The organism is Mesorhizobium sp. M2A.F.Ca.ET.037.01.1.1 (assembly GCF_003998075.1).
GTDB lineage: Bacteria > Pseudomonadota > Alphaproteobacteria > Rhizobiales > Rhizobiaceae > Mesorhizobium.
In genome coordinates this window covers 1-13,587 of the sequence record NZ_RZSA01000045.1, presented here as the reverse complement: position 1 = coordinate 13,587, position 13,587 = coordinate 1, and the positions used below count along the sequence as shown (strand labels likewise).

The following is a 13,587-nucleotide window of genomic DNA, read 5'->3' as shown; positions in this document are numbered from 1 at the left end:
CTACAAGGGTCGGAGCTTCATGCTCCGACGGCAGCGCTCTCAAGGCGCGGCTTTGTTCCCTGAGCGAAAAGTGCTGTGAAAAATCCGGTTTCGCAAATTCATTTATCAGAAAGCCGATATCGGTTTTTCCGATAGTTATTTTGGACGCTCCGGACGGAAAACCGCTTCGCACTTTTCCTGGAATTGCTCTGATCAAAGCCTCTGACGCACCATGCGTTGCGACTGGGCGAGGCCGATGAAATCGCGCGCGGCCTGCGGCAGGCCGGAGCCGCGGCGCCAGACGGTGCCGACCTGGACTACCGGCAGCGAGCCGGAAATGTCGCGCGATTCGATGCGGTCGCCTTCCAGCGACCAGGGCCGATAGACGAGGTCGGGCAGCAGCGCCACGCCGGCGCCGGTGGCGACAAGGCTGCGCACCGCTTCCACCGAACGCGTGCGGAAGGCGACATGGGGCCTCGCGCCGATCGCAGACAGCAGCTTGCCGGTGTTCTCCTCGATCTCGTCGACGGTGAGCATGATCAGCGGCTCGGACGCGATGTCGCCGATCGAGATGATGTCGGCGCTGGCCAGCCTGTGGCTGAGCGGGATCCACAGCCGGTAAGCCGAGACTTCCAGGATTTCCGACTGCAGCGCCGTGCGGTCGCGCAGGTTGGACGTGACCATGACGGCGATATCGAGCTTGCCGCCGACCAGAAGGTGCTCGAGATAGTCGCCATTGTCCTCGATGGCGGAGACCTCGACGCCGGGATAGGCGCGGCGGTAGCGGGCAAGCAGATCGGACAAAACATAGCCGGCGACCAGCGAGGTGACGCCGAGCTGCAGGCGCCCGCCGGCGACGGCCTGCTCGCTGGAGAAGGAACGGCGCGCATCCGAGACATCGGCCAGGATCTTGGTCGCGTGGCGCAGGAACTGGTGGCCCTTGTGGGTGATGTTCAAGCCGCGCGGATGGCGCTCGAAGAGCTCGACGCCGAGATCGCTCTCCAGCTCCTTGATCGCCTCGGTGACCGAGGACTGCGAGATCGACAGGTTCTGCGCGGCGCCCGAGACGGTGCCCTGCTCGGCGACGGCGACAAAGAACTGGAGCTGGCGGATTGTGAAAGCCATGGCCGGACTAAACACTGCCGCGTGCGGGAAAGAAAGCGGGCTTTGTCCGCGGTGGTCAGGCCGCCGCAATGGTCAGCCGCGCCCCTGCCCGGCTCAGCGCGGCGGCTATGTCGGGCGGCGGCGGCTGGTCGGTGGCAAGCTCGGAAAAGCCGTCGAAGCCGCACACCCTGACCAGCCCCTGGCGGCCGAACTTGGTATGGTCGGTGACGACCAGCGAGCGCTGGCCGCGCGACAGCACCATGCGGGCGAACTCCGCCTCCTCCAGCTCATAGTCGGTGAGGCCGGCTTCAGCATCGACGGCGCCGATCGAGATCACCGCATGATCGACCGAAAAGCGGCTGACAAACTCGATCGCCGAAATGCCGAAAGCAGCGCCTGAATCGCTGCGCAGCTCGCCGCCGGCCATATAGACCTTGTTGCCGTTCACCGTCGCCAGCGTGCGGGCAATGTCGGAGGAATTGGTGACCACCGTCAACCGGCGATGGCCGAGCAGCTCGCGCGCCAGGAAGGATGTGGTCGTGCCGGTGTCGAGCATGATCGCCTCGCCATCGCGGATGGTGGCTGCGACCATCCTGGCGATCAGGCACTTGGCTTCGGCATTCTCGCGCATGCGCCGCTCGAACGGCGCCTCGCCCACCATCGAGGCAAGGCCGACGGCGCCGTGCATCTTCAGCACCGACCCGTCATCGGCGAGCGGCTTGACGTCGCGCCGCACCGTTTCCTGCGAGACGCCGAGTCGTTCGGCAAGGCTGGCTATGCTGATCGTGCCCTCCTCGCCGAGGAGCCGCAGGATTTCGCCATGCCGTTTCGAGTGGATCATGTGGAATGCCCGAGATTTTGACCGAATTTAAGGCTTTGACAACGCTTTGAAAGGAGTTGCTTATATTTTCGGGCAAAACACCCAAAAAAAGTCACAGCTTTTGATTGACAGCTCTGCCACCTGGGCATGAGAGTGGTTGCAAGTCACAAGGGCTCGGAACTGCTAAGGGAGGGTGATGGCAGAGCCGCAACTTAGTGACCAGTTCATCTGGAACCAGCCAGATTTGCGCTTTTATCGAATCCGCGGGGGCGGATGCCGGGATCCTGAACCTGGCCAAGGGGCTCGTCGGTGCGGTGCGGGATACCGATCCTGGCGTCTCGCACCGACGAGGCTTTTCTATTTTGTCCCATCGTCGTTTTCCGTGGGACCGGTTGAGGCCGGAGCGAAGCCGTGAGCGCCGAAGACCGCATCCGCGCCCTGCCGTGCTGGAACGGCAGTATCGAGATCGAGCCGCTGCCGGGCGGCCTCAGCAACGCCAATTTTGTCGTCACGGATGCCGCGGGGCGGCATGTCGTGCGCTTCGGCCAGGACTTTCCGTTCCACCACGTCTTTCGCGAGCGCGAGGTGATGACGGCGCGGGCCGCGCATGCTGCTGGATTCGCGCCGGCCGTGCATTATGCCGAGCCCGGCATCCTGGTGACGGCGTTTCTCGGGGCAAAGACCTTTCTCGCCGAGGATGTGCGGGCCAATCTTGGCCGCGTGGCGGCGCTGCTGCGCGGCTTCCATCGCGAGATGCCGAGCCATGTCTCCGGCGCCGGCTTCATGTTCTGGGTGTTCCACGTCATCCGCGACTATGCGCGCACGCTTGACGAAGGCGGCAGCCGCAAGACGGATCAGTTGCCGCGCTATCTAGCGCTGGCCGACGAGCTCGAGCGGGCGCAAAAACTGCTGCCGATCGTCTTCGGCCACAACGATCTTTTGCCGGCCAATATCCTGGACGACGGCAAGCGGCTGTGGCTAATCGATTTCGAATATGCCGGCTTCAACACGGCGATGTTCGATCTCGCGGGCGCCGCCTCCAATGCCGGCCTGAGCGACGATGAATCCTTCGCCTTCCTGACCGCCTATTTCATGAAGGAGCCGGACAGCGAGATCCGCCGCTCGCACGCCGCCATGCAATGCGCCTCGCTGCTGCGCGAGGCGATGTGGAGCATGGTCTCCGAGCTTTATCTCGACGCGCCCGGCATCGACTATGTCGCCTATACCGAGGAAAACCTCGTCCGGCTCGACGCCGCGCTGGAGAACTACCGGACGAAATACGGGACCAAGCCATGACCTTGCCCAGCCATGCCGAAATCGTCGTCATCGGCGGCGGCATCATCGGCTGTTCCACCGCCTATCATCTGGCGCGCGACCACAAGGCCGATGTGGTGCTGCTCGAGCAGGGCAAGCTGACCTCGGGCTCGACCTGGCACGCCGCCGGCCTGGTCGGGCAGTTGCGCTCGTCGGCCTCGATCACGCGCGTGCTCAAATATTCGGTCGAGCTCTACAAGGGCCTCGAGGCCGAGACCGGCCTGGCGACCGGCTGGAAGATGACCGGCTGCCTGAGGCTCGCGACCAATGCCGACCGCTGGACCGAGTTCAAGCGGCTGGCAACGACGGCCAAAAGCTTCGGCATGGACATGCAGCTTCTGTCGCCGGCGGAAGTGAAGCGCATGTGGCCGCTGATGGAAACGGGCGACCTGGTCGGCGCCTCGTGGCTGCCAACCGACGGGCAGGCAAGCCCCTCCGACATCGCCCAGTCGCTCGCCAAGGGCGCGCGAATGCATGGCGCGAAACTGTTCGAGGACCTGCGCGTCACCGGCTTTACGATGAAGGACGGCCGCATCACGGCGGTGAAGACTTCCAAGGGCGACATCGCCTGCGACAAGGTGGTGAACTGCGCCGGGCAGTGGGCAAGGCAGGTCGGCGCGATGGCCGGCATCAACGTGCCGCTGCAGCCGGTCAAGCATCAGTATATCATCACCGAGAGGATCGAAGGGCTGGCGAACGACGCGCCGACGATCCGCGACCCCGACCGCCGCACCTATTTCAAGGAGGAGGTCGGCGGACTGGTGATGGGCGGCTATGAGCCCAACCCGCAGGCCTGGGCAACCGGGCTTCCCGGCGGCGACGTGCCCAACGACTGGGAGTTCCGCCTGTTCGACGACGATTACGATCATTTCGAACAGCATATGAGCCAGGCAATCGAGCGCGTGCCGGCGCTCGCCCATGTCGGCGTCAAACAGATGATCAACGGGCCGGAAAGCTTCACGCCGGACGGCAACTTCATCCTCGGCGTGGCGCCGGAATGCGCCAATATGTTCGTCGGCGCGGGCTTCAACGCCTTCGGCATCGCGTCGGGCGGCGGCGCCGGCTGGGTGCTGGCGCAATGGGTGGTCGACGGCGAGGCGCCGCTCGATTTGTGGGTGGTCGACATCAGACGTTTCTCCAGCCTGCACCGCGACCGCGACTGGGTCCGCGACCGCACGCTGGAGGCCTATGGCAAGCATTACACGATCGGTTTCCCGCACGAAGAGTATCTCTCGGGACGGCCACGCATCGTCTCGCCGCTCTATGAGCGGCTGAAGACGCATCGCGCGGTGTTCGGCTCCAAGCTTGGCTGGGAGCGGCCGAACTGGTTTGCGCCCGACGGCACAGCCGCCGAGGACGTCTATTCGATGGGCCGCCAGAACTGGTTCGGCCCGGTCGGCGACGAGCACCGGCATGTGCGCGAGAAGGTCGGCCTTTTCGACCAATCCTCCTTTGCCAAATACGAGCTGACCGGAAGCGACGCGCTGAAGGCGCTCGACTGGATCTGCGCCAACGACGTCAACAAGCCGGTCGGACGGCTGACCTACACGCAGCTTCTCAACACGCGCGGCGGCATCGAGGCCGACCTCACCGTGTCGCGGCTCGGCGAGGAGCGGTTCTACATCGTCACCGGCACCGGCTTCCGCACGCATGACCTGTCCTGGATAAGCGACCATATCGGCTCCGGCCTCGACGCCAGGCTGACCGACGTCACGGAGGAGTACGGCACGCTCTCGCTGATGGGACCGCGCGCCCGCGACGTGCTGTCGGCGGTGACCGATGCCGACGTTTCGAACGCCGCCTTCCCCTTCGGCCATGCCCGCGAGATCGCAATCGCCGGGCACACCGTGAAGGCGCTGCGCATCACCTATGTCGGCGAGCTCGGCTGGGAGCTGCATGTGCCGATCGCCGCCACCGGCGAGGTTTTTGATGTACTGATGGCGGCGGGCAAGGCACACGGCATTCGCCCGGTCGGCTACCGGGCGCTGGAGTCGCTGCGACTGGAAAAAGGTTATCGCGCCTGGGGTTCCGACATCACGCCGAACGACACGCCGCTGGAGGCGGGGCTTGGCTGGGCGGTGAAGCTTCGCAAGAACACCGACTTCGTCGGACGCAAGGCGCTGGAGAACGCGACCGGCAAGCCGCCGACGAAACGCTTTGCCGGCTTCACGGTGGATGAGCCAGAGGTCGTGCTGGTCGGGCGGGAGACGATCCTGCGCAATGGCGAAGCTGTCGGCTACCTCACCAGCGGCGGCTACGGCTACACGGTCGAGAAGAACATCGGCTACGGCTATGTGCGCAATGCCGACGGCGTCGGCGACGAGTTCCTCGCCTCCGGCGACTACGAGCTGGTGGTGGCGATGGAACGCACGCCGGCAAAGATCCATCTCGAGGCGATGTACGACCCGGCCGGGAAGAGGGTAAAGGCTTGACCGCCGGGCCGGTCAGTTGACGCGCAGCACCAAGCCCCGGCTCGGCACGGTATCGGTTTCGCCAGGCATCGAGGCGTAGGGCCGCGTCTCTTCGAGGCGGCTTAGGGTGCCGCGCGCTTCCAGCCCAGCGATGCGCTCCTCAAAGCCGGCATCCCACAGCGTGTTCTTGACGGTCAGCACGATGACGCCACCTGGACGGCAGATGCGGATCAGCTCGTCCAGGCCTTCGACGCCGACATGGCCCGAGGTGAAGACGCCCGCCGAAATGATGCCGGCATAGGCGCCGTCGGCGAAAGGCAGCGTGTCGCCCATCGCCAGGCGATGCAGCGCCGTGTAGACGCCCTTGGCGCCGGCCTTGTCCAGCATGCCTTGCGAGATGTCGAGCGCCTCGACCCGCGGATAGCCGGTGATGGCGAGCCACTCGCCGATCAGGCCGGTGCCGGCGCCGGCATCGAGCAAGGGTTCGGCGCCGCGCGGCAGGTGGCGGGCAAGCAGCGCCAGACAGATCGTCGGATGGCGATAGCCGGCGGCCGACATGTCGGCATCGTAGGTCTCGGACCAGCGGTCATAGATCGCGGCGACCTCATCCGGCCGCTTCGCCGCGTAGGCCGCGCTTAGCGAGCCGCTATGCTTGCCGTCCGTCATCGTCGCCCCTCGAAGCCGATTCATGTGCAAAGGATCATAGCCAAGCCGCCAAAACTGTGGAACCGTCCGAGCGACAACAATGGCGTGAAGGGGACACGACATGACCGACGAGCTGCGCGCTGCGCTGGCGGCCATTCCGGTGCTGGCGAGCTATGATGGGCCGCTGGAGCGGCTCGGCGGTCTGACCAACAGGGTCTACAGGGCGGGTGACGTGTGCCTGCGCATCCCCGGCAAGGGCACCGAGGAGTACATCAACCGCGCCAACGAGGCGGTGGCGGCGCGTGAGGCGGCCAGCGCCGGCGTCAGCCCGCTGGTGCTTTATGCCGATCCGGCGTCCGGTGTGATGGCGACGCGCTTCATCGCCGGCGCCGAGACGATGTCGCCCGAAAAATTCAAGGCGCGGCCGGGCAGCCCGGCGCGGGCTGGCGAGGCCTTCCGAAAGCTCCACTCTTCGGGTGCGGTGTTTCCCTTCCGGTTCGAGCTGTTCGCGATGATCGACGACTATCTCAAGGTCCTGTCGACCAAGGACGTGGCGCTGCCGGCCGGCTATCACGACGTGGTGCGCGAGGCAGGCGCGGTGCGCGCGGCGCTTGCCGCGCAGGCCATCCCGCTTGCCGCCTGCCATTGCGATCCGCTGTGCGAGAACTTCCTCGATACGGGCGAGCGGATGTGGATCGTCGACTGGGAATATTCCGGCATGAACGATCCGCTATGGGACCTCGGCGACCTCTCGGTCGAGGGCAGGTTCGATGCCGCGCAGGACGAGGAACTGATGCGCGCTTATTTCGGCGGCGAGGCGCGGCCGGCCGAGCGGGGCCGCGTCGTCATCTACAAGGCGATGTGCGACCTTTTGTGGACGCTGTGGGGCCTGATCCAGCTCGCCAACGACAATCCGGCCGACGATTTCCGCGCCTATGCCGACGGCCGCTTCGCCCGCTGCAAGGCGCTGATGGAGACGGCGGAGTTTTCGCGGCACCTCGCCGCCGTGCGCCTGGACTAGACCCATCCCAGCGAGTTACCTGAAAACCCTTTGTATCTCGTTCAACGACCCTGTTTCGTCGGACTTTTTGCAATACCAGATGAGCAGCGCGATGGTGCCGATGGGGAAGAACCCCGCAAGCAGCTGATGCCAGCCGCTTCTGTTGATGTCATGCAGCCGGCGCGCGGTCATGGCAAGTGTCGGCAGAAGAACGGCAAGATTCCAAAGCGACGAAACGGCTTCGTTTCCCACAAAGATATCGACTATCCCCATAAGAACGGCGACGATGATTATGAAGAGGTAGGAATACCAGAACTCCGAGCGACTGGCCCTGCCGGAAAAGTTCACATAATTTCGGAAAAAGCTTGCAATCGCTTCACCAAAGTTCATCGACGGCGGCGTGTCACCGAAGCGATTGACGCCGGCCGGCGGTGCCCTCAAGACAAACAACAATGGCAAGCCGATAATGATCAGAATTATGAGCCAATGCCATATCGAGAAACTGCCCATTACTTTCCCCCCAATACTCCAATCCTCGGAGCTATGATTATCCCGCCCGTCCGGCCGGAATCAATTGGAGATTGCACCCGATAGGCGGTTTTCACCGCAAATACTTTCCGGCCGCAAGGGCAGGGCGAGGTGGCCCGAGTCTAATTCACGCCCTTCGGCACGTTTTCGGGCGGCACCGCGGTTTCCACCACCTTCTGGCGATGGAAAATGAAGATGCCGGCAAGCACGACGATCGCCGAGCCGGCCAGGATGCGCGGGCTCGGCACATCACCGAAGAAAACTAGGCCAAAGACAATGGCCCACAGAAGCAGGCTGTAATGCAGCGGCGCCAGCGTCGAGGCCGGCGCCAGCTTCAGCGCCCTTGTGATCATCAGATGGGCCGCGCAGGACACGACGCCAAGCAAGAGCATGGCGCCGAAGTCGAGCGCCGAGGGCGTATTCCATGCGCCGATGGTCAGCGCGCCGCCGACGATCAGCGTGCCGATGGTCTGCCAGGTGACCAAGGTCGTGTCGCTGGTGCCGCGGAGGAGCCGGCCAAGGATGATGGCGAAGCCGAAGGCCACGCTGCCAATCAGCGCATAGCTCGACGACAGCGAGAAAGCCGCCGAGGACGGCTTCAGGATGATCAGCACGCCGCAGAAGCCGACGAGGATCGCCAGCCAGCGGCGCCAGCCGACCTTTTCACCGAGCAAGAGGTGCGAAAGCGCGGCGACATAGATAGGCCCGGCCATGTAGAAGCTCATGACGTCGGCGAGCGGCAGGTGGACGACGGCGGCGTAGAAAAGTCCGGTGTCGAGCGTCGTCGCCACGACGCGCAAGAGTTGTAGCACCGGCCTGTCCATCTGGAACAGCTTGCCCGCGCCCTGGTTGGCGATCATCGGCCCCAGCACGATGAAGGCGCCGATCGAGCGGATCAGCACAACCTGGCCGACGGAAAAACTGGCGACCAGCCATTTGCCCATCGCATCGTTCAGCGCGAACATGAAGTCGCCAGCCAGCATCAAAAGGATGCCGGCGAGCAACACGTTCCGGATCGTGAAATTGCGAGCGATGGTCTGAGCCATGGCGCTCCCTAGCCGCAGGCCGCCGGTTTGACGAGGGAAAATCGGCCAGCCGGTAAGACCAGCGGCGGAAATCGGCTGGTTCTAACCCGCCTTGTGCCGCCGGTTCACCTGCGCCGGACGTCCGGAAATCGACAACCGCGTCTCCTGCCTAGTCCGCTCAGCGACGACCTTGCCCCTGGCGATGACGCAGAGGCGCTCGGGGCGCAGGCGAACGGCCTCGATTACGTTGCCGGCGTCGAGCACGACAAGGCTGGCCCGCTTGCCGACGGCGAGGCCAAGGTGGTCGAGCCCCATGATCGCGGCGTTGACACTGGTGACCATGTCGAAGCAGCGCGCCATATCGGCCGGGCTCGACATCTGCGCGACATGCAGACCCATGAAGGCGACGTCGAGCATGTCGGCGGTGCCCAGCGAATACCAGGGGTCAAGCACGCAATCCTGCCCCCAGCCGACGCGGATGCCGAGCGCCAGCATCTCCTTCACCCTGGTCAGGCCGCGCCGCTTCGGAAAAGTGTCATGACGCCCCTGCAGCATGATGTTGATCAGCGGGTTGGGGATGGCAGAGACACCGGCTTCAGCGATCAGCGGCAGGAGCTTCGAGACGTAGTAATTGTCCATCGAATGCATGGAGGTGAGATGCGAGCCGGCCACCCTGCCCTGCAGGCCGAGACGCTGCGTTTCATAAGCGAGCTGCTCGATATGGCGCGACAGCGGATCGTCGGTCTCGTCGCAGTGCATGTCGACCATCAGGCCGCGTTTCGCCGCGATCTCGCAAAGCTCCGTCACCGAGCGCGTGCCGTCGGCCATGGTGCGCTCGAAATGCGGAATGCCGCCGACGATGTCGACGCCCATATCGAGCGCCCGGACAGTGTTCTTGAGCGCCGTCGGCGAGCGATAGAGGCCGTCCTGCGGAAACGCCACCAGCTGCAGGTCGATATAGGGCGCGACGGTTTTCTTGACGTCGAGCAGGGCTTCCACCGCGAGCAGCCGGTCGTCGCAGACATCGACATGGCTGCGAATGGCGAGCAGGCCCATCGACACGGCCCAGTCGCAATAGGCGAGCGCACGCTCGCGCACGGCCTCATGCGTCAGCAGCGGCTTCAGCTCGCCCCAAAGCGCGATGCCCTCGAGCAGCGTGCCAGACGCGTTGATGCGCGGAATGCCGTAGGAGAGGGTGGCGTCCATGTGGAAATGCGGATCGACGAAGGGCGGTGAAACAAGATTGCCCCGCGCGTCGATCTCGGTCGGCGCCGACCCTGTCAGCTTCTGCTCGATCGCGCGGATGGTTTCGCCGGCAATGCCGATATCGGCAATCCTGCCGTCCGGCAGGGTGCCGCCGCGCATGATGAGGTCGAAATCCATCTGTCGTCACCCCTCTCAAGACCTGGCGATCATCGTGGCCGAAAAGACAGCCTTACGCAGCCTTTTCTTTCCCCGGCAGCCGAAAGGTTCCATCGCGCCGCAACTCGCTCTATAAGCCGCCTCGCGCCCTCGTGGCGAATCCGAAATTCTTTGCCAGTCAGACACAGGATCGGCCGTTGTTTCGCTTCTTCCGCTCCACGGAGAACCAGCGCCTTGTCGCGAGGCTCGTGAGGGAATCCTTCCAAGAGCACAAATTCGGCTATGGCGCCGCCATCGTGTCGATGCTGGTGGTGGCCGCCATGACCGGCGCCAGTGCCTGGATCCTGCGTGAGATCACCAACGAATTCGTCGTCTTCAAGAGGCTCGACCGCGTCAATTTGATCGCTGCCGGGGTCGCGGGGATCTTCCTGGTGAAGGGCCTCGCCACCTTCGTCCAAGCCTATTTCATGAGCCGCGTCGGCAACGCCATCATCGCCGACAGGCAGCGCAAGATCTACGATCGCATCCTGGAGCAAGGCATCGAGTTCTACCATTCGACCTCGTCGGCCGATCTGATCGCCCGCATGACCAACAACGCGCAGGCGGCGCGCAGCGTGCTCGATCTCGTCGTAACGTCCTATGTGCGCGACCTGGTGACGCTGGCCGTGCTCGTCGGTGTCATGATCTGGCAACAGCCGGCGCTGTCGCTGATCTGCTTCGTCGTCGGGCCGGTGGCGATCTACGGCGTCAACCGCATCCTGAAGCGCGTCCGCAACATCGCCGCCATGGAGTTCCGCTCGCTTGGGCAGATCGTTCATGTCATGCAGGAAACGGCGATCGGCGTACGCGTCGTCAAATCCTTCAACCTTGAAGGCGCGATGCGCAAACGCATGTACCAGGCCGTCTCCGACGTCGAGAACCGCGCCAACAACATCGCCACGCTGGAGGCGGCCACCAGCCCGGTGATGGAAACCATTGCCGGCCTGGCAATCGCCGGCGCGGTCTTCATCAGCGGATTCCTGGTACTGCAGGGCGGGCAGATGCCGGGCAACATCATGGCCTTCATCGCATCGCTGCTGCTCGCCTATGAGCCGGCTAAGCGCCTGGCCCGCGTTCGCATCTCGCTCGAGACCGGCATCGTCGGCGTGCGCATGATGTTCCAGCTCGCCGACCGGCCGCTGACGCTCGCGGAAAAGCCTGGCGCGAGGCCGCTGCAACCTGGACCGGGCGAAATCCGCTTCGACGATGTCAGCTTCGCCTATCCGGAAAGCCCGCCGGTGTTCGAGGGCTTCAACCTGACGCTCGCGGCCGGCAAGATGACGGCGCTGGTCGGGCCGTCGGGCAGCGGCAAGTCGACGATCCTGAACCTGATCATGCGCATGTACGACCCGCAGACCGGCAGGGTGATGTTCGACGGCCAGGACATCTCCTTCGCGACGCTCGATTCGCTCCGGAAGAAGATCGCCTATGTCAGCCAGGACACGTTCCTGTTCGCCGGCACGATCATGCACAATATCCGCCTCGGCCGCGAGGACGCGACCGATGAAGAGGTGATCGCCGCAGCCAAGGCCGCCAACGCGCATGACTTCATCAGCGCCATGGCCAAGGGCTACGAGACGGAGGTCGGCGAAAACGGTTCGCTTTTGTCCGGCGGCCAGCGCCAGCGCATCTCGATTGCGCGCGCCATGCTGCGCAATGCCGAGATACTGCTGCTCGACGAGGCGACCAGCGCGCTCGACGCCGAATCGGAAGCGCTGTTCCGCGACGCGCTGCAGCAACTGACCGTCGGACGCACGACGATCGTCATCGCGCACCGGCTGTCGACGGTGCACCAGGCCGACACCATCGTGGTGCTGGAAAAGGGCAAGGTGCAGGAGAGCGGCCCGCACAAGACCCTGCTCAAGCAAGGCGGGCTCTATCAGAAGCTTTATGAATATCAGCTGATGCCGTAGGCGCGGCGCCCACCTTCTCCCCTTGCGGGAGAAGTTGGCCGCGAAGCGGCCGGATGAGGGGTGTTCCAGCTTGGCGGCGCCGTTTATCCAGTCGGAATTCGCCAGCGTCTCACTCCGCTGGAACACCCCTCATCCGTCTCGGCGCTGCGCGCCGATCCACCTTCTCCCGCAAGGGGAGAAGGGAAGGCCGCGCTAACCCAAAAACACCTTCGCCTTCATCGTCTCCGGTATCGCCACGCCAAGCCGGCTCAGCACCGTCGGCGCGAGCTGCAGCTGGTCGAGCAGAGTGTCGGCCTCGGGGCCTTTCGCGGGCCCGAAATAATAGAGCGCGAAATCCTGCATCTCGTCGTCATGGCCGCCATGGTGGCCGCGGTCGGTCTGGCCGTGGTCGGCCGTCACGATCACTTCATAACCGGCTTCGCGCCATCGCGGCAGGAAGGCGGCGAGCATGCCGTCCATGGCGTAGCAGGCATGGTCCATCTCGATGCAGTCATGGCCGAAGCGATGTCCCATCGAGTCCAGCGTGCAGGTGTGCAGGATGCCGTAGTCGATGCCGTGGCGCTTCGCCAGCATGGTCAGCGTCGCGAACAGGTCGACGTCGCTCGGCGTCATCTGGTTCTTGAGATTGTAGCCGGTCATGGTGTGGAAGCGGCCATGCGTGATCGGTCCGCTCGGATCGTCGAACTCCATGTCCTCGACAAGGTCGAACGGAAAGCTGCGGAAGAATTCCGACCAATAGGAATGGGTCACCGCACCCGTCTTGCCGCCGGCCTTGCTGACCTCCGAGAAGATGTCCGGCTGCGTGACGCGAAAGCGGTTCTCGTTGGAAAGTATGCCATGCACCTGCGGCGTGACCCCGGTGTGGATCGAGGCGTAGCAGCAGGCGGACGTCGACGGCAGCACCGAGCGCATCTTCCACACCTGCGCCTCGCCCGACTGCGTCCATCCCTCGAGATTGCCCATCAGCCGGCGCCAGTTCCGGTAGGGCACGCCGTCGAGAATGATGAGCAGCAGTTTGGATTTGAGCGCCACGGACAGCTTCCTGTGATTGTCGGTCTAAACAAGAACGCCGCGCGTCCAAGGGACACGCGGTGTTCGAAGAATTATACTGATGTCAGGCGTTCAGCCAGCATTCGCAGAGCGCGTAGCCGTCCATCATCTCGCCATTGGGGTTCTTGGCGTAGCCGCTGATCTTCTTGGTGTTGGCAGCGTCGACGAACTGGTTGAAGAACGGCACGATCAGGCCGCCTTCGTCGCGCATCAACATCGCCATGTCGCGATAGATCGCCTTGCGCCTGGCCTGGTCCAGCTCGGCGCGCGCCGCATAGAGCATCTTGTCGAATTCGGGCCGCTTGAAGCGTGTGTCGTTCCAGTCGGCGGTCGACAGGTAGCCGGTGGAATACATCTGGCCTTGCGTCGGCCGCCCGCCCCAATAGGAGAGCGAGAA

11 protein-coding genes and 1 pseudogene are annotated in these 13,587 nt (G+C 64.1%); 4 read left to right on the top strand and 8 right to left on the bottom strand.

Going from position 1 to position 13,587, the window contains the following annotated elements; translation table 11 throughout:
- Window positions 1-192 precede the first annotated feature (192 nt).
- Complete coding sequence (locus tag EOA27_RS04285) at window positions 193-1,104, bottom strand: LysR substrate-binding domain-containing protein (protein WP_126079711.1); 912 nt, start codon at window positions 1,102-1,104, stop codon at window positions 193-195.
- A 55-nt stretch (window positions 1,105-1,159) separates the two neighbouring features.
- Window positions 1,160-1,924, bottom strand: a complete 765-nt coding sequence (locus EOA27_RS04280; RefSeq protein WP_126079712.1) for a DeoR/GlpR family DNA-binding transcription regulator — start codon at window positions 1,922-1,924, stop codon at window positions 1,160-1,162.
- A gap of 390 nt (window positions 1,925-2,314) precedes the next feature.
- Here EOA27_RS04280 and EOA27_RS04275 point away from each other — a divergent pair, with 390 nt between their 5' ends.
- Together EOA27_RS04275 and EOA27_RS04270 are read left to right on the top strand one after the other, a co-directional pair.
- Complete coding sequence (locus EOA27_RS04275) at window positions 2,315-3,199, top strand: phosphotransferase family protein (RefSeq protein ID WP_126079713.1); 885 nt, start codon at window positions 2,315-2,317, stop codon at window positions 3,197-3,199.
- Window positions 3,196-5,649 (top strand): FAD-dependent oxidoreductase, encoded by a 2,454-nt coding sequence (locus tag EOA27_RS04270; protein ID WP_126079714.1) that lies wholly within the window; start codon window positions 3,196-3,198, stop codon window positions 5,647-5,649. The genes EOA27_RS04275 and EOA27_RS04270 overlap by 4 nt, the downstream gene beginning before the upstream one ends.
- A 12-nt stretch (window positions 5,650-5,661) precedes the next feature.
- Here EOA27_RS04270 and EOA27_RS04265 read toward each other — a convergent pair whose 3' ends face one another.
- A complete protein-coding gene (locus EOA27_RS04265) occupies window positions 5,662-6,294 on the bottom strand; it encodes a class I SAM-dependent methyltransferase (RefSeq protein WP_126079715.1) in 633 nt (210 codons plus the stop codon).
- Between the two features lie 100 nt (window positions 6,295-6,394).
- Between EOA27_RS04265 and EOA27_RS04260 the strand changes: the two genes are divergently transcribed.
- Entirely contained in the window at window positions 6,395-7,294 is a 900-nt protein-coding gene (locus EOA27_RS04260) for a phosphotransferase family protein (RefSeq protein ID WP_126079716.1), read from the top strand.
- Window positions 7,295-7,309: 15 nt separating this feature from the next.
- On the opposite strand, the gene EOA27_RS04255 is transcribed toward EOA27_RS04260, so the two are convergent.
- The 3 genes from EOA27_RS04255 to EOA27_RS04245 all read right to left on the bottom strand — a co-directional run bounded on the left by EOA27_RS04255 (window position 7,310) and on the right by EOA27_RS04245 (window position 10,209).
- Window positions 7,310-7,783 (bottom strand): DUF805 domain-containing protein, encoded by a 474-nt coding sequence (locus tag EOA27_RS04255; protein ID WP_126079717.1) that lies wholly within the window; start codon window positions 7,781-7,783, stop codon window positions 7,310-7,312.
- A 140-nt stretch (window positions 7,784-7,923) separates the two neighbouring features.
- A complete protein-coding gene (locus EOA27_RS04250) occupies window positions 7,924-8,847 on the bottom strand; it encodes a DMT family transporter (protein ID WP_126079718.1) in 924 nt (307 codons plus the stop codon).
- An 81-nt stretch (window positions 8,848-8,928) separates the two neighbouring features.
- Entirely contained in the window at window positions 8,929-10,209 is a 1,281-nt protein-coding gene (locus EOA27_RS04245; RefSeq protein WP_126079719.1) for an amidohydrolase family protein, read from the bottom strand.
- Between the two features lie 176 nt (window positions 10,210-10,385).
- Between EOA27_RS04245 and EOA27_RS04240 the strand changes: the two genes are divergently transcribed.
- Window positions 10,386-12,140, top strand: a complete 1,755-nt coding sequence (locus EOA27_RS04240) for an ABC transporter ATP-binding protein (RefSeq protein WP_126079720.1) — start codon at window positions 10,386-10,388, stop codon at window positions 12,138-12,140.
- Window positions 12,141-12,332: 192 nt separating this feature from the next.
- Here the strand turns inward: EOA27_RS04240 and EOA27_RS04235 are convergent, their stop codons facing one another.
- The gene (locus EOA27_RS04235; RefSeq protein ID WP_126079914.1) at window positions 12,333-13,172 is read right to left on the bottom strand and encodes an alkaline phosphatase family protein; all 840 of its coding nucleotides are present in this window, start codon (window positions 13,170-13,172) and stop codon (window positions 12,333-12,335) included.
- An 82-nt stretch (window positions 13,173-13,254) separates the two neighbouring features.
- Window positions 13,255-13,587: pseudogene (locus tag EOA27_RS04230) on the bottom strand (peptide ABC transporter substrate-binding protein); the annotation flags it as partial.

What these genes read in the sequence shown, in the direction of transcription:
- EOA27_RS04280 (WP_126079712.1), bottom strand. Translation starts at nt 1,924, where the DNA reads ATGATCCACTCGAAACGGCATGGCGAAATCCTGCGGCTCCTCGGCGAG.
- EOA27_RS04270 (WP_126079714.1), top strand. Translation starts at nt 3,196, where the DNA reads ATGACCTTGCCCAGCCATGCCGAAATCGTCGTCATCGGCGGCGGCATC.
- EOA27_RS04250 (WP_126079718.1), bottom strand. Translation starts at nt 8,847, where the DNA reads ATGGCTCAGACCATCGCTCGCAATTTCACGATCCGGAACGTGTTGCTC.
- EOA27_RS04245 (WP_126079719.1), bottom strand. Translation starts at nt 10,209, where the DNA reads ATGGATTTCGACCTCATCATGCGCGGCGGCACCCTGCCGGACGGCAGG.
- EOA27_RS04285 (WP_126079711.1), bottom strand. Translation starts at nt 1,104, where the DNA reads ATGGCTTTCACAATCCGCCAGCTCCAGTTCTTTGTCGCCGTCGCCGAG.
- EOA27_RS04255 (WP_126079717.1), bottom strand. Translation starts at nt 7,783, where the DNA reads ATGGGCAGTTTCTCGATATGGCATTGGCTCATAATTCTGATCATTATC.
- EOA27_RS04265 (WP_126079715.1), bottom strand. Translation starts at nt 6,294, where the DNA reads ATGACGGACGGCAAGCATAGCGGCTCGCTAAGCGCGGCCTACGCGGCG.
- EOA27_RS04260 (WP_126079716.1), top strand. Translation starts at nt 6,395, where the DNA reads ATGACCGACGAGCTGCGCGCTGCGCTGGCGGCCATTCCGGTGCTGGCG.